Source organism: Rufibacter aurantiacus (genome assembly GCF_017916345.1).
Lineage (GTDB): Bacteria > Bacteroidota > Bacteroidia > Cytophagales > Hymenobacteraceae > Nibribacter > Nibribacter roseolus.
On sequence record NZ_JAFMSV010000003.1, the window covers coordinates 955,223 to 971,309 of the forward strand.

Genomic DNA, 16,087 nt, shown 5'->3' on the forward strand with positions numbered 1-16,087 from the left:
AAAATTAATTTATCGTAAATGTGATAATACTCCAATATCTTTCTTTTCCTCCTCAGGAAGGTATTCCATTAATTTAAGGCAAGCATCCCGAATACCAAACCTATTATTTCTTTCCAGAGCCGCTGTGCCGGCAGTGATTATAGACTCTGCGTCTTCAATGGCATTTTTTCTACAATACTGGGCTAAGTATTCAAACATAGCATAGATAAAACCATCAGAATTTGTAAATGCATGGTCTGCTAAATCTTGTATTTTCTGCACTTTGTCCTTAGCCGCTAGGGTTTCCCCTTCCTTTACAGCGTTATTATACTCTCTTTTTAGTTCCTGAAATTGAATTTTTTCACTACTGGACATTTCTTGCTGTAGGCCTTCTTCAATTCTCCTTACCTGCTTATTAAATTGTGCTTCAAGAATATCGTTAGCGTTAATACTTTCATTTTCATCCAAATATTTAGCCATCTCACGTATTAATTTATCAGCTATGAGCATGGAGTCCGTGTCACCTTCTTTTATTAGCTGCTCTATTTGGTTTAATTGTACATTCTCTTCTATCGGCTCTTGGCCTTCACCGAACTCATTATCAAGTTCCGATGCCATTGCCTCCAGTTGAGATAACCTATCAGTTTGCTGGCTTAACAATAATTCGATTTCTTCAGGCTTCTTAATTTCCATATCAAATCGGACGATATCCTCAAACCATTGATTTAAAGAAGGTACGTACGCCCGTGCAATAGTTTGAGAAGAAGCATCCACTGATAATGTAACCTGTACTTCAGATCCTATTGGAAGGTCATAGCGGATTTGTTCAGCCTTAATATGTAGTACACCTATTACATTATTTCGATCAGCTCGTTCACTTTCTCCTTGTACAAGAGGCACGTGAACGGCCTCACCAGATTGGCCTTCTTTTAAAGTAGCGGTTGTATGGTGAGTAAGGGTTTTATCAGCAGGCAGAGATGCTCCTTTCTTTATGTACCAGGCAACTGTATTATCAGCTAACTTTATACCAATAGATTGTGATAAAGGCGGCTGGGCGATACTCAGTCCATGAAGAATTGTAAATTCATTTGGAGTGATACCTAATTCATTTCCATAAGCTTTAAATATTTTTATTTTAAAGGCATTAAGCGCATTGGCGCGGACCATTAAATTAACCATAAAAGCCCCGGAAGCCATAAGAGGAAGTTGACCTGAATCAAACCCACCATCGGTTCTTATTACCTGGATGTATTTAGGAATTAATCCGTTCTTTACTTCAAAACGGCAGGCCAATAAAGGTCTAAGGTTTGTTGTCATAGATTCATAAGCCAACTGCAATTCAATTATATCTGAATCAACTTGAGAAGGTTCTTTGCGCAATTTATTGGGCAATTTCTGGGTAGATGCGTACACAGCTGCACCATAAGCAACTATACTAATTGGGTCCATAAAATGCTTGGCTTCTGCTCCTAACTCTTTTTGTAAAATGGATGGTAAACATGGTGTAAGTGTAGGTCCGCCCACCATAACTATTCCATTTAAATCATGTGGGTTTACCCGATTATTTTTAAGGACTTTTTGACATAACTTAACTGTACGTGCAACAGTTGGTTGAATTATTTCCTCTAAATGCTCCCTAGAAAGTATCAATTCAAATTGTCTTTCCTGAGGCAAACCATCTAAGTTTATAATCGTTTGCTCCTCTTTAGAAAGCAAGATACGCGCTTTTTCTGCCTCTGTTTTTAGCTTAGAGAATAACTCTTTATATATGGGATTTGACCGATGAAAATCATCCAAACCAAACTTATTTTTTATTTGGAGGGCTAGTTCATTTGTTACTAATCGGTCCAAATCTTTACCTCCTAATTGGTTATCACCATCGTAGTCGAGCACCTGAAGCCTTCCACTCTTTGAGCGAACCAAAGAAACGTCAAAGGTTCCACCTCCAAGATCATAGATTATCCAAATACCTTCATTTTCTTCAGTTATGCTGGCATGAGCCACTGCTGCAGCAATTGGCTCTTGTAGTAAAATAGCATGTTCAATTCCTGCAAGTTGAGCTGCTTTACGGGTTGCATCGTTTTGAGGTAAATGGAACATTGCAGGGATTGTAATTACTGCGGCCTTAATTTGCTCTCCTTCCAAACTGCAGGTACGGTATACCAAGTTTTGAAGAATTAGGGCCGAAAGTTCTTCTGGTAGATAGCTTCTCCCATTATTAGGAAAGTATAAATTTTCCTTAGTCCCCATTAGTCGTTTAAATTCGCTCTTCGTATTTTCCGGATCCGAATACACAAATTCCTTAGCATCATTTCCCGTAAAAACATCTCCATCAGAATTTATATGGATAATTGAAGGAAGGATTGCAGCCCCGGAAGCATCTGCTAACAATTTAGGTTTATCCAACTCCTGAAAAGCAATGGCAGAGTTAGTGGTGCCAAGGTCTATTCCGTAGTTTATAGTTAATGACATAAAAACCTTTTGTTTAAATTGATTGACGGATGTTAGTTGTTTTTAATGAAAAGCGGGAAGCTTCAATACTGCTTATCAAGGATTGTGGTAATAGAAATTCTTCAGAGTTTCTAAATCCTACATAAATGATATTACCATTTAAACCAGTATCTTTAAAAAAAGCTACCATGAGAAGGGTTGTGTTTTTATCACCCGATTGTAGTTGTGAAAATATTTGATTAATGTGACTCGCTAAACCATTAGAAAAGCCTTCTATCTGTCTCAATAAGTGAGGTCTATCCCCTAGTATTGGAATGGCTAAAAAATAAATTGCTTGTTCGCCTTTTTGAATTAGAAATGATTGAACTTTATCTTCTTCAATACATTTTTCAAAAATTGCTGACCCTTGCTTAACAACTAGAGGAAGTTGCGGTTCTAAAGCTGACTTTATAAGGCATTTCTTTTCCTCCTCTAAATTCCCCTGATTGCAATTTAGAATGATTAGACTTAAACCCTCTTCAATAGATTGTCTTATAGGTTTTAGCATTGCTTGCTGAAGCATTTGCTTACCACCTTTATTTTTCTCAATATTTTTGTTAACCTCAGTATTGGGCTTGGATTTCGAATCTACATCTGTATTAGGTCCAGATATCAGTAATATAATCTGATAAACAAACACTGCTAATAAAAAAATTAAAACAGGAATTGTAAAAGCTGATACCATTTTAACTCTATTAATCCATATCAAATAGAATACACCCACCAGCAAAACACGAACGACATAGCGTTAAATTGAAAATTAAATAGTATAAAATAAATTAACAATAATAAAATAATGTATAACTAAATTAAATTTATATTATGTAAATTATCTAAGATTTTGTCCAATGCTAATAAAATTTCACCTTTACCACTTAAATTAATTAGCCTCGTCTGTTTCTATACACCTTAGATATTCTTTTCCACACAAATTCAGCAGTAGTTCCTCCACCAGATGAAGCTTCAGGCACCCTATAAATAAGAGAATCTCCTGCAATACGAAAAGGGCGGCGTTGAACAAGACCGTCCCAATTAGGGTAAGTGGCTTTTTCGATATGTAGAATAAGCGTGTCAATGTTAATTTCATAGGTGCCAAAATTGGCAATACTCCCATGCACAGCTCTTCTATTTTGTTCATCTGTTCCTTGCTCCCTTCCCAAATCATTTCCTTGCGCGTTCTGGAACCTAGGAATGTCTGAACGGAGTACCGTTAACATATAATTTCCATTTTCATCGAACATCAAGTGACCTTTAGGGTTTAAACCGTAAAAATCCTTTCCGGCACCGCCCCTCTCCTGTTCTCCCTGCTCATATAATTTGGCTGAAACAACTTCCCAAGTTCCCACCAAAGCTGGGCTTTTACTAGTAGTAGGATCTTCAGATTGGTTAGTTTGTTCTGTTTTCGTATTATTACACCCAATAATTAATAGAAGTGCAATTAGGCATGAAATTGACGAAATTGCCTTGATACTTGACATCGTTATTCTATTTGCTTCTTTGTAATTCATTAAAACTGAAAAGCATATTATCACTTTCATATATTTATAATTTAATTAAACCTACTCAATTATATTATAAGGTAATCTTAAACACAGTATAGATAATTAGATTTGATTATTCATATGATAATTTCATAAGGACAAGTCGTACAATTTGTTGATATACCTAAATTTCCAGCTTTAATTAACCACTTATTTTACCACAAGGCATACTTATTTCTAATATAATTTTCAATCCTTTCTCGGTCTTCTTCATTAATCATGCGCTTGTAGATTATAATTTCAGCAACATCACCTCGGAAGAAATCTCCTTTATTACCATTACGACCTATTATAAGAGGACCTTCTCCAATATCTAAGCCTTCTGGCAATTCAGATTCAGCCTGTATTTTGCTATTTATTCTTATCTGGCTTTGCTGCCCATTGTAATTAGTTTCTATCAAAATTGCTTTCTCCAAAGAAACTGGGGTATTTGAATCATCACCCAATTGTTTCTCACCCCAACATGTAACCAATGAAGCTCTGCCAGGATATTTAGGAAGATGATTTATCCAAAGTCCATCGGGTGGATTTTGGCTTCTCGGACCAGGACTAAATCTTAACGTAACATAAGCCTTCCGACTTGTTTTGGAACCCAAATCTCCCCAACTCAAAACTCCAGGGGTACCTCGGCGGTGGTTATTTTTTTTTTCTATTGGCCCATCCTGACCACTGGGCCAAGGATGTACTACTATAAACACGGTGTAAGATCCTGCCCCCGGAAGAAAAGGTTTTATGCTTTCCAAATATCCGCCCCATTGTGTTTCGTATCTTTGCACCAATGAAAATCTTACCACGGCCTGTCCATTCAGTTCACAAAGAGATAAAATGGGTGGTCGCTGCTTTGGTTCTGGCGATATTACATTGTCTGAATTCTTTGCATTAGGTGTCCAATAAACATCCATGCCATTACCAGACAAATCTGACCAGGAGTAAACTCTATTTTTGGCATCAGCAACAACCCCTTTGTCTGCTCTTAACCAAAGGGCCATATCATCTCTTGGTGGATGGTTTTCAGCGTTTTTTATTGGTGAATCTTGCAGAATCTGGACGAATTTAGCCTCTGATGGCACCCCTTCATGAACCAGAAACAGCATGTAATAACCTGGTGGCGCTATATTGGAATCGGGTGGTGCTTCTACTTCTAAATTATCTCCTGAAATATTTTTTATTTTCAAGCCTACATACCGTTGGCTCATGTTATTGTTATGAGTTACTGCACTAGGGCATATAAGACATGCCTTTAATTTCTCTTTATTCATACTCGGTAAATCTTTTACTTTTATCGTAAAAGATTTACCATATAACATATGATTCTTACTATCCAATAACTCATAAACAGGCCTTAGTTGCTCCCCCTCTAAATAAGGTGGAGTAAACACTTCAATTGTATATTCATAACCTGAAGCAACTGCCATATTTTTTTTTACCCCATCTAAGTTAATAGGAATAAAAGCATTATTCTGGTGATCGCTACCAGCTACCATTACCCTGGCATCAGGCAGCAGTAAAGCAGTAGAATGATAAAGACGCGGGCATTTAGCTTGAGCCAGACTTTGCCACTTATTGTTAATAGGATCGTAAATTTCAGCTTCTTTAACAGCATGTTGTGATAGCATAGGACCTGTTGCAGCATTACCGCCAGCGAAGCCTTTGCTTAATCCGTTAACCACCAAAACATTTCCATCAGGTAATAACACCGCATCTGGCATTACCCGAGGATTTTTCATAGGTTCAGTTTCCTCCCACTCGGCACTGTCCGTACTTTCCGGATTTATTCCTATTCTATAGCATTTATTAAGGGCATCTATTTCATGAGATTTACAATCAAAACCTGGAATTATGTTATCTGCCCATTGCGGGTATATATTGGCTCCACTCCCCCCAATAATCATTACTTTAGCTAAGTAATTATCTTCTGGCAGTAAAGGCAATAAAACAGAAGTTGCGCTATTAGGATAGTGTTTTGCCGGCTCTTCAATTTCTTGCTGATTATGGTTTTGACTTCCTAATTTGGGACCTTTCGTAACCTCCCACTTTTCACGGTTCCATTTATCTCTTACACTTTTAAGAAAATAGGAGCAGTTCTTAATAAATACAAATAACTCACCCGAGGGAAGTACATACACAAAGGGATAACTATGATAAGGCCATGCTTCTACTAAAAAGTGCAAAAACTGGGCGCCACCTGCCCCTGCCGGTATGGTTTCGCAGGTTGGATTTTGATCATTGTAGGTAGGCATATCATCCAGGTTACCGGAAACAATAAACACTCGGCCGTCTGGTAATAAAGTACAAGTTGGATACCAGCGGCTATCAGAAATTACCCCAATCGTTTTCCACTTACCTATACCAGGATGAAATACTCTTAAGCGGTTAAGACCAAATTCAGTATTTAAAGGTGTACCAGGATGTTTTGAATTCTTTTTATCTCCTCCAGCTACCAGTAATGAACCATCGGGTAAAAAGGCGTGTCCGGCACAAAAAGGATTTCGGTCTACATGAACGGGTTTGGGTTTAAAAGCATCAGGCCCGGAGGTTTCAATGATGGTGGAAAGAGTTACATCCCGATCACTTGGATTACGTTCGTCATCACCTGGTAAACCATTATCTACTGCACTCCATTTATGCGATATTTCTTCTGGACGAGTGAAAAACAATACTTGCCCAGTATAAAACAAAGCTGCATGGGTACCAACAACCCCTGATTTTCCTACATCTTGCCAATAGCCTTTCATTGATCCAACTTGAGATTTTGTAGAATCACTCATTTCCTCAATTAGTAATTTCCTAAATCGTTTATCAAAGCAATTGCATGATGCAGAAGCGGTTCTATTCTCGATTAATCATTTCGTGCACTGCACTATCCATTTCCATGAATGCTTGGGGTAATCCTTCGTATCTTTGGAGATATCCTTCATACCTAAAACTATTTCCGGTTTTTGTTATTTTTGGAAGAATAATTTCTTCAGTTGGCGTTTCACTACCTAAATAGGTGGTTATTTTAGTAGATCCATCTGGTGTTATCTCCAGTTTTTTTTCAAAAAACCGTTTTCGGTAAAACAGGATTGTTAGATTCTCTTCCTTACTCAGAGGAATACCAGAAGGCAGCCCTACCTCTGGATCAAGTACAGTCAATGGAACAGATAAATTTTTTTTTGCCGCTAAAGCCTTTAATTCACGTATCAGCTCCTCATTTGGCCCACTTAACAAAACTATAAACCCTTGTAAAACCGGGTTCTTTTCACAGAGTAATTGTACGTAACCTATATAATTGTCTCTTTCTTGTAAGTTCGGATCCATAAACGCGGCAACTACCGGGGCACTACCAAATTGACAAACATAACAGGTACGGCCTCTATCCATCTCAGGCCCGGTAACGGGTAGTACCCACATCATTGGAACTGTGTTCATTTTATTCTAGTTGTTAATTGAAAATTTACTAGTCTTTATTACTTTGTAGACTTTGAAATATAAAAGAGTAATTGCCTCTTAATGGCCTCCTAATTGTAACCTAAATGAAATGTATTGTACTATGAAGCTAATTAGACCTCAGCTTAAAACTTTGTATTGATTATAATTGGGGTAAAAAAGCACGCCTAACGGTCCAAGGTAGAGATATGATACTAATAAGTTCTGCCTTATCCTTTGAAGGTTCAAGTCCTAAAAAGCTAACTTGGTAGCTAGGCTCTATTAAAGTGGAATTTACATTATTCATTTTACTATATAATACATCAGCTCCTTGGTCAGCTCGGTAAATTCTATAAAAAGAAGGATTTTTATAAGAAAATGCCTTTGTTTCGGTTTGGGACCGAGTTGGCACGCCCCGTTTAAATTGTAATTGCACACCTATTCTACTCCCGTTTTCACCTGAAAAATCCCAATTTTCATTTACTTCTACCTTTTCGTCTTGGCTTACAGTAAGACCTCGCTCACATATAACATCTGCGGGTGCAAAAACACCATATGGACCGGGAGTTCCTTCTGCCTTGCTAGACAAACCAAACACTATTAGAACCCCTTGTGCATTTGAGACTAAATGTCTGGCTGGCACAGCAATTACTGCTAATTGGTTTGTAGCCTGTCCATCAATTGGCAAACCATCTGCGTTTTGCACAAGTAAACGATCTGCGAAAATCACATTTAGATTGGCTCCTTTAGAAGGGCCCGCTTCCGGTGGCGTGGATTGCCAGCCCAAAGGAAGCAACTTTTCAAGTATATCTTCTGCCACTTTAAAACCTAAAACGATTCGGGTCTCAACATTTAATTCTGCCAAGAACTCCTGCTCGGCCGCTAGGTCAGTAACACTTTGGTTTTGAAAAAAACTTTTTTGATTCATAATTCCTAACTTTTCACTTCGGCAGACAAATTAGAGAGCTCTTTTGCACTTGTTACAGCAGAATTACTAAGAATGTGCTTTGCTGCCCGTATGGCCAATGCCACTGAAGTAAGGGTTGGATTAGTTGCATTAGCAGTTGGTATAACATTATTTCCACCCACATACAAGTTATTATATCCCCATACTTTAGAATAAGAATCCACAACTGAAGTGCTATCATCTCTATCTCCCATACGGGTAGCCCCCATTGGATGAGTAGAACCACCTAGAGGAATGCGTCTTGGCTCTGAACCTGGTATAAAATCTCCTAAACTATGAGCAACTTCTACCATGTGTGCAATCATTCGCTCCTCCCTCTCTTTGTCACTTGCACTAAGCTCAAATTCAAAGGTGGGTTGTGGCATTCCAATTCTATCATAAATATCAACCTCAAATTTCACTCTATTAGACCGAACCGGATCTACCATTCCAAACCACTTTAAGTCTACAATCAACCTACTATCTATATTTGGAGCTAACGGATCAAACTGAAATGCCTCCCTAAAAACCTGACCATGCCATGGCTGTTCTTCGGTCACAGGGATATGTAAATGAGGATTTGGATCAAGCATAGGAATACCTAAACTATTCTGTTCTGGGTTACTCCCAAAGGAGACTTTACTTTCAACTTCTTGTTTCAAAAGATCTATAATCTCCTGCTTGAGAACTACCTGACAAGCTATTAGTATATGATCTGTTAGATATTTACCTAAAGCAGAATCTTCATGGGTATGAACTCCTGAATTCCATAAAATTTGGGCAGTATGTAACCATCCTGCAGCCACTATGAACACTTTGGCCTTTATTTCTTTGTCTTCCCTTGATTGAAGGTCTCTAACTTGCGCAGAAACTATTTTACTTTCCTGGCCATTTTCAACCGCAGTAATCAGTTTAGTAACCCGATGCTCCTGAAGCAAGGTGAGAGCTTTGTTATTCCCAGGTATAGCTAATTCGCCTAATACAGTATCAGCTCCTGTATATCGTACATATTCTTTATTGATACGCTTCGCAGCCAAAGGTGTACTTTCTACCCTATATTTTGCTAGCACTTTCTCTAACACTCTGTGGCGAACTGATTCGTTGTGCACATTAGTATGTAAATTCAAAAGCTTTTCTGCTTCTGTATATAATTCATCTTGAACATAATTAGGAATTATTTTACTTGATATACGTTCTACTGGCTGAAACCTAGGAATGGCACATGTCCAATGCACAGCCATGCCTCCAACTGCATACGCCGCAACTGCTCCTGGTAAATTTTTACTTGGGTTTTGGTTTGGATTTAGTGCATTACGTGTGTATTCAGCTTGTTTATCTGCTGGCGCAACACACACTGGGTGCATTAGCCCCCGCACAATACCTCCGAACTGGTCTACATCAACTTGATAGGTTGGAAAATTTTTAAGGTTCTCCCCAGGCAATTTGGAGTGTTGTGCTCCAGCATCAATCATAATAACATTAAGCCCGGCATCTACCAGTTGGCGAGCAAAGGTACAAGCTACAATGCCTGCACCAGCTATACAAACATCAAACTCTTCCTTCATGCTGTAGTAAGTAATATTAACCTGAACTAATTCACTGATTTATCAATCCAATAGGCCAGAAACCCAAGCCACGCCCCGAGTTAGAAGTTCTTTGAAACCCTCAATTTTATATGTAGAAAGATCATGACCTAAGGTAATATGGAAAACACGGCCTCCTTCAGGTGGTGTTAATACCCAAACCATTGGTTCAGTTCTATCTTCAAGTGTCGCAAAAGCTAAATCATGAATTTTTGCGTTAGGGGCCACGAGCAAATCCTGATATCTTTCATCATGAACTACATCAAAATCTTCAATTCCGTCAGTTATCTGATGCGTACGATCTGTGATATTTATGCGAAAAGATCCAGGGGGCTCAGGATGACTGCTAGTGAAGGGAGGAGGACCCCCATACTCCCAAACCCGACCAACCAACTTGCGCCACCGGGGCGAAAATTCAAATGAACTTGAAGCAATATGCACTACTACCAAGCCCTTTCCCGCATGTACAAAACTTTCTATACTCTGTTCAATTATATCATTCCGGTCAGCATGATGTCCACAAAAAACGACAGCATCAAAGGATATTAGCCAACTTTCTATAATTATATCCTTTAAATCAGATATGATGTCAACTTTATAGCTTAAATTCTGCAAAATATCCTTTAAGACAGAAGCATATTCTTCATAGTTATGCCAAGGATCTGTTTTACTTGTGATAATGAGTATATTTTTTTTATTCATTTTATTATATAGAAATACATGTAACGTTTCCTACCTTATAAAAAATTCAGCTTAGACTGTTATTTATAATGTAATTAAGATTTAATTTTCAAATTACATGTAGGCCCCAATCCTCCTTAAATTCTCGCCAAACAGAATGCTGGTGATCTGCGGTTTGGTTAGGCTGCGAAAATGCTTTGTTGATGTATTCTATCATGAAACTTTTTCCCCTTATACGATAGTAGAGTGCGTCCCCATGTTGATGTCCACCTATAAAGAAGAATTTGACTGCACCCCATCCTATTTCTTGTATTTTATTTAATCTTTGTTGAACAACTTCTTCTAATTGTACACTTGCATGGGCTTCAACTAAATCTTTGAGAAGATCCTGGCTCTTTTGTTCAAGATCATTGAAAGAAAGACCACGTAGTCCACTTCCATCATCCTCTAACCGGTGGGTCTTACGGCTTATTAGAGGATTGAAAACATTAGTAGTATCAATGTCCCAGGGTACTTGTCCTCTAGCTGTTTGCTGTTGTTCTAATGAAAAACTTACAATCAAATCTCTGGCTAAGTTTTCCATGTCCTTAAGTACCCGTTCTCCTATGGGTAATATTTCATCAACTTCATCACCAGGCTTGATTTCTGCAGGTTGAGCACCTAAGAATTGGGGGGTTGTAGAAATAATTTCTCCTTGAGCAATTGTCCACTGCAAGGACAAATGATGCCCTTGAATCCGCCAGCTCCAAAGACCATGCATTGAAGGTTTTCCATAAATTGAGATATAATAAGCTTTGGGATTGCGGATAAATACTGGATTATCAATTTCCCTTTTTGCTAGAACCTCTTCTAATGCGTGAATCTGCTGTACTTTTCTGAAGCCATTTTTACTTAAACTTGCTTTAAGCAAGTCCATTACTGCTTCATGCTGTATTGGATTCAAGTACAACAGAGGTAATCCATAAGTGAATTGAGAAGAAGGGGCAAAGTAATCAAATGTTGCTCTACTCTCATGGTTGAAATCGAAAAGGGCATACTCATACCCGGGTGCAGAATCTAATTGTGGAGTATGAAGCGTTTGAATAAACCTATTTGCTTTTTCAACAATCTTCTTTGCCAATTGGGCCTTATTGTTTTCAATCACGCTCATAAATTCACTATTTTATGATTGATTATTTAAGCAATTTATAAATTGGATTTTATCTTCAACATAAGGGCAAAACGATTCATATATAAGTTAAATAGAACTTAAATATATATACATGTAGATTATTGAGCTTGAGGAAATATTTTGATTGAGCAACAACTTTAATTTATGGCTAACCGTGGAATAATTTATTATTGTATCAATAGTTTAAATTAATCAAAGGTTGTAATGAGACAACCTTGCGAAAGTATCTCAATGTTATTTTTAACCCTAAAAAGTTATTATTTTTTAACCTAATATAATATACTTAAAATATTTTAATTTATTTATATTAAATTCAGAATCAAAAAAAATAAACGATTTATACTTTTATATAAATTCCTCCAAACTTCAATCAATACAAACTAATATTAATTATTTTTTTAAAAGCTTTCTCGGTGCTTTTAGATGAAAAAGAGAGAAAGTAAACGTGCAACAAAAAACTAGATGTAAACAAATCAATATAATACTCACCCAAAACAAAGTTCTATTCACCTAAACATATTAAGAAAAAAGTATCCAATATTTTAAAAAATGAATGGTTTATAATCCAATTATGGAGTTATTTATTATGAATAGGCCTTTTTATTAGTAGGCATGCTTTCTAAACGCTTAATTTATAAAAAATATGAATTAATCACAAAAAAATTAGCAAATATTTCATACTCTAAAAATTTTTTCCTACTGTTTACGCCGCCAACCGTTGCAGAATAACTTTGCAAGGCACTTGGGAAGTCACTTTTACCTGATGCTTTTTGTGCAGCGGGATCCCGAAGAAATCGCCGGGCTTTAAATGGTTGACTTCTCCATCTACGGTGATGTCGCAGGTGCCTTCCACAATCAGGAAGCGCTCCAGTTCGTCATGGTGCACTTCTTCCGGGGCAACGTCTGTGAGCCAGGCGATGGCGGTGGTGGCACTGGGCGTATAGCCGATGATCTTTACGTAAATGTCCTCCAGCTGAGCAGGCGTCTGCAGGTCCGGGCGGTTAAGCCAGGCGGCGTAGTCTTCCACCTTGGAGGCTGGGGAAAGGTTGGGAGGAGAAGAAACCGGCTCGCCGTTCTTCATGCGCTCCATATAGTCAATGATGGCCAGCACCAGGGGCTTCACGGTGGGGCTGGGCTCCGCGGCGTGGGCCAGGGCGTAAGCTTCTATGCTTTGCCGGATGGTTTCAATCTCTTCGCGGATTTCTGGGTGGGCGGCAGCCATTTGCTCTACTTCCTGTGTTTCCTCAGGGGTAGTCACGTCCATTACGTACAGCTCTAAAATCCCGGATTCTATAAAGTCAGTGATGGGGTTCATGCTGTTTTCTCCGCTCCTAAATGTTTGAAAGCCAATTTCAGGTGGCTTTTAAGTTGTTCTTGTGAGATTCCCAAAGCTTCGGCGGCTTGTGAGCAGCTGTAGCCTTTGAGGTAAATTAAATCAATGACGGCTTTTTCCTGAGGTTCCAGTTGGCAGAAGGCTTCCTGCGTTTGGGCATCCTCTAACAGGTTAGGGCTTTTTTTGCCTTCTTTTTCAGAAACCGGCTCTTGGAGGGCAGTTTGGGTAAGATGAAGGTACTTGCCGGTTTTCTGCGCTTCCAGGGCTATTCCCCGGGCCATGGCCAAGGCCCAGGACAGGAACCCAGACTTGGAGGGATCATAGATATGGATGCGGGACCAGATAGAAAGGAAGGTTTCTTTCAACACCTCTTCGGCTACCTCGGTGTGCTGCACCACCCGGCAGATCATACCCATAAGGGCGGGGGCATACGCATCGTACAGAAGACTAAACGCGTCTTGCCTTCCTTGCCGGATGGCCTCTACCAGGCGCTGTTCCTTTTCTGGTCCTATCCTACTTTCCACCATAGAAGCTATTTTCTTAGTCCCATCTCCTACCCAAAAACCAATTCAAGGGCAAGCAGCCCCTAAGATACGCCAAGACCGTGGTTATCCCAAATAGAGCTGCCTTGCAACAACTCCTTCCCTTTTCAGGCAAAAAGAGAATATAGCCGCTGAATTAGAAAGGCAATAGCGGTCCGCAGATGAGGAACCTGCCGGAATAGCTTACTTAGGCAGTTCCAGCACGAACTCTTTTCCGGGAGGCACGGTCAGTTTGAAGCTCTTGATCCAGGGATTGTAAAGGCGCAGGGTTTTGTAGTTGGTACCTTGGTCCAGCGCGAATTGGGCCAGGTCCGGGATGGAGGAAGTAACCGTCAAAGAGCGGGTGGGCAGTGCCTCGTAGCCCTGCTCTTTGGGCAAGTCAAAACCATATTTCGCAGGGTTGCCCAAAACCTCCTTTAAAGCCAGAATCCGGAACATATACCTGGACGTTTCATCGTTCAGGTACAAATCATAATAAGAGTCTACTTTCTGTTGTTCCAGGGCGCGGTCAATGCCTCCTACCCCTCGGTTATAGGCAGCAGCGGCATTCGTCCAGGAACCAAACTTTTTCTTTGCTGATTTCAGGTACCTGCAAGCTGCCAAAGTAGATTTCCTTACGTGGAAACGCTCATCAACCTCGGCGTTCACCAGCAGGCCATAACCCCGGGCAGTATCGGGCATGAGTTGCCAGAACCCCGAGGCCCCGGCGGGCGAGGTCACGTGGCTGAACAGACTCTCGGCCAGGGAAAGGTAAACGAAATCCTCGGGAATGTCATTCTCGCGGAGCATGCGCTCGATCTCGGGCCGGTAGCGCTGCATACGTTTCAGGCCCAGCAAAGTAGTGGCTTGCAGATAGGAATTCACCAACAACTCCCGGTCCAGGCGCTCGGCAACATCCGGCACTTCCAGCGGTACGGGTTCTCCGGCAAAGGAAAGTGAAGAAGGCAGGCCAGGGGCTTTGATTACCTCACCCCGGGTAAAACGGACCTCGGCGTCTCCGCCGGCCAGCGAATCTCCCGTGAAAGACTGCTGACTGCAAAGGTTAAGGGTAATGGCAATAAACCCTAATCCGCCCAGATATTTCCAAATGTTGTCTGTCATGATCGTGCTCCTTTCCTGCTGAATTCCCATGCTACCATAACCCTGCCAAAGCTGCTTTTAGTTTACCACCAGCAAAATGTTGTTCTTAATTACCGACCTTTTTTACCTAAAAAGTACAAGATACGTTCCAAAAAACAAGAAATTAGTCTTTCCCTGATGGCAGAAAAGAAACTTCTCTACCCTTAATCGTTTCATTGCCATAATCAGAAAAATAACCCCAAAACAGCCCTGGGCCTTACCTGCCATCACAGCCAACCATTATAACAAATTGGTAATGTTGCTTTTACCTTAAAGTAATAGAAAAGGGTCTTCTTTACAACATGGAAAAGCTAATTATTCTTTACTGCCTTTTGATTGTGGCTCTTCTGGGCGTGCTTCTGGTTTTACCCCTTTTCATGACCGTCAAAAAACCAGATAACGCGCATTCCAGGCATGAAAAAGTCCTTTTTGCCTGCGGTGGTATGATCGGGTTGATCATTCTTCACTTGAATTGGCTCCTGTTGCCTTGGAGCAGAGAACAGAAAGGAGACGCGGTAGCATTCAGCACAATCATCCTTTTAACATTTTTGCTTCTGGTACCAATTTTTTTCCTGGTCCTGCAAAGACAAAAAACACACAACCTCTAACCCCCTGAAAAATCAGCACCTTAGGTACGGGATCCGCAGGAGAAACCACAAAAAGAAAGGTGAAAGGCCATGTATGAATTAATGGAGGAGGAGTTAAATCTTCCAATCTTTTTTAACCCTCTTCTTACCCCCTCGTATAGTTGTTGTAAATACTAACCAACAGAACTTATAACACTATGGCTAAGTTAAAAACCTTGGAAGATTTGTTTGAGCACCAGCTCAAGGACCTATATAGCGCTGAAAAACAAGGCGTTGCTGCGTTGACTAAAATGATCAAAGCCACTGAAGACGAAAAACTGAAGCAGGCGATCACCACCCACCTGGAAGAAACCAAAGCCCAGAAAGACCGCCTGGAGAAAGTGTGCGAACTGGTAGGCACCAGCCCCGGACGCATGAAGTGCAAAGCCATGGAAGGTCTGGTAGAAGAAGGTGAAGAAACCATTGAGGAAGACGCTACCCCAGAGGTAAAAGACGCCGGCCTCATTGCCTCTATCCAGCGCATGGAGCATTATGAAATTGCCGGTTACGGAACTGCTGCTCACTTCGCAGAGCGCCTGGGCCACGCCGAGGCTGCCCAACTCCTGAGACAAACTTTGGAGGAAGAGCAAAAAACAGATACGCTGCTGAACGAGCTGGCGAAAAGCTACATCAACGAGAAAGCCGAATAGCTTCAAGTTGAAGAAAGA

The 16,087-nt window shown here is 40.1% G+C and carries 14 protein-coding genes; 2 read left to right on the forward strand and 12 right to left on the reverse strand.

The genetic code is table 11. The features are described 5' to 3' along the window. Window positions 1–9: 9 nt before the first annotated feature. From J3P34_RS14465 to J3P34_RS14520, 12 genes are all read right to left on the reverse strand, one after another. Window positions 10–2,451, reverse strand: coding sequence for an Hsp70 family protein (locus tag J3P34_RS14465; RefSeq protein ID WP_210489353.1), 2,442 nt, complete (start codon window positions 2,449–2,451; stop codon window positions 10–12). A gap of 13 nt (window positions 2,452–2,464) precedes the next feature. Further along, window positions 2,465–3,154 carry a hypothetical protein gene (locus J3P34_RS14470; protein WP_210489354.1) on the reverse strand — a complete coding sequence of 230 codons (690 nt, stop codon included), beginning with the start codon at window positions 3,152–3,154 and terminating at the stop codon, window positions 2,465–2,467. 199 nt (window positions 3,155–3,353) lie between these two features. Beyond that, window positions 3,354–4,007 (reverse strand): lipocalin-like domain-containing protein, encoded by a 654-nt coding sequence (locus J3P34_RS14475; protein WP_210489355.1) that lies wholly within the window; start codon window positions 4,005–4,007, stop codon window positions 3,354–3,356. A 158-nt stretch (window positions 4,008–4,165) separates the two neighbouring features. Then, window positions 4,166–6,778: a galactose oxidase-like domain-containing protein gene (locus J3P34_RS14480; RefSeq protein WP_210489356.1), complete on the reverse strand. Its 2,613-nt coding sequence runs from the start codon at window positions 6,776–6,778 to the stop codon at window positions 4,166–4,168. Window positions 6,779–6,839: 61 nt separating this feature from the next. Continuing rightward, the gene (locus tag J3P34_RS14485; protein ID WP_210489358.1) at window positions 6,840–7,421 is read right to left on the reverse strand and encodes a hypothetical protein; all 582 of its coding nucleotides are present in this window, start codon (window positions 7,419–7,421) and stop codon (window positions 6,840–6,842) included. Between the two features lie 160 nt (window positions 7,422–7,581). Then, a complete protein-coding gene (locus J3P34_RS14490) occupies window positions 7,582–8,346 on the reverse strand; it encodes a hypothetical protein (protein ID WP_210489359.1) in 765 nt (254 codons plus the stop codon). Window positions 8,347–8,351: 5 nt separating this feature from the next. Continuing rightward, a complete protein-coding gene (locus J3P34_RS14495; protein ID WP_210489360.1) occupies window positions 8,352–9,929 on the reverse strand; it encodes a GMC oxidoreductase in 1,578 nt (525 codons plus the stop codon). A gap of 42 nt (window positions 9,930–9,971) precedes the next feature. After that, on the reverse strand, window positions 9,972–10,649 hold the full coding sequence (locus J3P34_RS14500) for a ThuA domain-containing protein (protein WP_210489361.1): 678 nt from the start codon (window positions 10,647–10,649) through the stop codon (window positions 9,972–9,974). Window positions 10,650–10,737: 88 nt separating this feature from the next. After that, window positions 10,738–11,778, reverse strand: a complete 1,041-nt coding sequence (locus tag J3P34_RS14505) for a DUF3500 domain-containing protein (protein WP_210489362.1) — start codon at window positions 11,776–11,778, stop codon at window positions 10,738–10,740. A 724-nt stretch (window positions 11,779–12,502) separates the two neighbouring features. Continuing rightward, window positions 12,503–13,114 (reverse strand): cupin domain-containing protein, encoded by a 612-nt coding sequence (locus tag J3P34_RS14510; RefSeq protein WP_210489363.1) that lies wholly within the window; start codon window positions 13,112–13,114, stop codon window positions 12,503–12,505. Beyond that, window positions 13,111–13,659 carry an RNA polymerase sigma factor gene (locus J3P34_RS14515; RefSeq protein WP_210489364.1) on the reverse strand — a complete coding sequence of 183 codons (549 nt, stop codon included), beginning with the start codon at window positions 13,657–13,659 and terminating at the stop codon, window positions 13,111–13,113. The genes J3P34_RS14510 and J3P34_RS14515 overlap by 4 nt, the downstream gene beginning before the upstream one ends. Before the next feature lie 198 nt (window positions 13,660–13,857). Beyond that, window positions 13,858–14,775, reverse strand: a complete 918-nt coding sequence (locus J3P34_RS14520; RefSeq protein ID WP_210489365.1) for a lytic transglycosylase domain-containing protein — start codon at window positions 14,773–14,775, stop codon at window positions 13,858–13,860. Window positions 14,776–15,095: 320 nt separating this feature from the next. Between J3P34_RS14520 and J3P34_RS14525 the strand changes: the two genes are divergently transcribed. Together J3P34_RS14525 and J3P34_RS14530 are read left to right on the forward strand one after the other, a co-directional pair. Then, a complete protein-coding gene (locus J3P34_RS14525) occupies window positions 15,096–15,401 on the forward strand; it encodes a hypothetical protein (protein ID WP_210489366.1) in 306 nt (101 codons plus the stop codon). 176 nt (window positions 15,402–15,577) lie between these two features. Continuing rightward, a complete protein-coding gene (locus J3P34_RS14530; RefSeq protein ID WP_210465342.1) occupies window positions 15,578–16,069 on the forward strand; it encodes a YciE/YciF ferroxidase family protein in 492 nt (163 codons plus the stop codon). Window positions 16,070–16,087 lie beyond the last annotated feature (18 nt).

Excerpts from the sequence above, each read along its gene's own strand:
- J3P34_RS14465 (WP_210489353.1), bottom strand. The coding sequence starts at position 2,451 with ATGTCATTAACTATAAACTACGGAATAGACCTTGGCACCACTAACTCT.
- J3P34_RS14470 (WP_210489354.1), bottom strand. The coding sequence starts at position 3,154 with ATGGTATCAGCTTTTACAATTCCTGTTTTAATTTTTTTATTAGCAGTG.
- J3P34_RS14475 (WP_210489355.1), bottom strand. The coding sequence starts at position 4,007 with ATGAAAGTGATAATATGCTTTTCAGTTTTAATGAATTACAAAGAAGCA.
- J3P34_RS14480 (WP_210489356.1), bottom strand. The coding sequence starts at position 6,778 with ATGAGTGATTCTACAAAATCTCAAGTTGGATCAATGAAAGGCTATTGG.
- J3P34_RS14485 (WP_210489358.1), bottom strand. The coding sequence starts at position 7,421 with ATGAACACAGTTCCAATGATGTGGGTACTACCCGTTACCGGGCCTGAG.
- J3P34_RS14490 (WP_210489359.1), bottom strand. The coding sequence starts at position 8,346 with ATGAATCAAAAAAGTTTTTTTCAAAACCAAAGTGTTACTGACCTAGCG.
- J3P34_RS14495 (WP_210489360.1), bottom strand. The coding sequence starts at position 9,929 with ATGAAGGAAGAGTTTGATGTTTGTATAGCTGGTGCAGGCATTGTAGCT.
- J3P34_RS14500 (WP_210489361.1), bottom strand. The coding sequence starts at position 10,649 with ATGAATAAAAAAAATATACTCATTATCACAAGTAAAACAGATCCTTGG.
- J3P34_RS14505 (WP_210489362.1), bottom strand. The coding sequence starts at position 11,778 with ATGAGCGTGATTGAAAACAATAAGGCCCAATTGGCAAAGAAGATTGTT.
- J3P34_RS14510 (WP_210489363.1), bottom strand. The coding sequence starts at position 13,114 with ATGAACCCCATCACTGACTTTATAGAATCCGGGATTTTAGAGCTGTAC.
- J3P34_RS14515 (WP_210489364.1), bottom strand. The coding sequence starts at position 13,659 with ATGGTGGAAAGTAGGATAGGACCAGAAAAGGAACAGCGCCTGGTAGAG.
- J3P34_RS14520 (WP_210489365.1), bottom strand. The coding sequence starts at position 14,775 with ATGACAGACAACATTTGGAAATATCTGGGCGGATTAGGGTTTATTGCC.
- J3P34_RS14525 (WP_210489366.1), top strand. The coding sequence starts at position 15,096 with ATGGAAAAGCTAATTATTCTTTACTGCCTTTTGATTGTGGCTCTTCTG.
- J3P34_RS14530 (WP_210465342.1), top strand. The coding sequence starts at position 15,578 with ATGGCTAAGTTAAAAACCTTGGAAGATTTGTTTGAGCACCAGCTCAAG.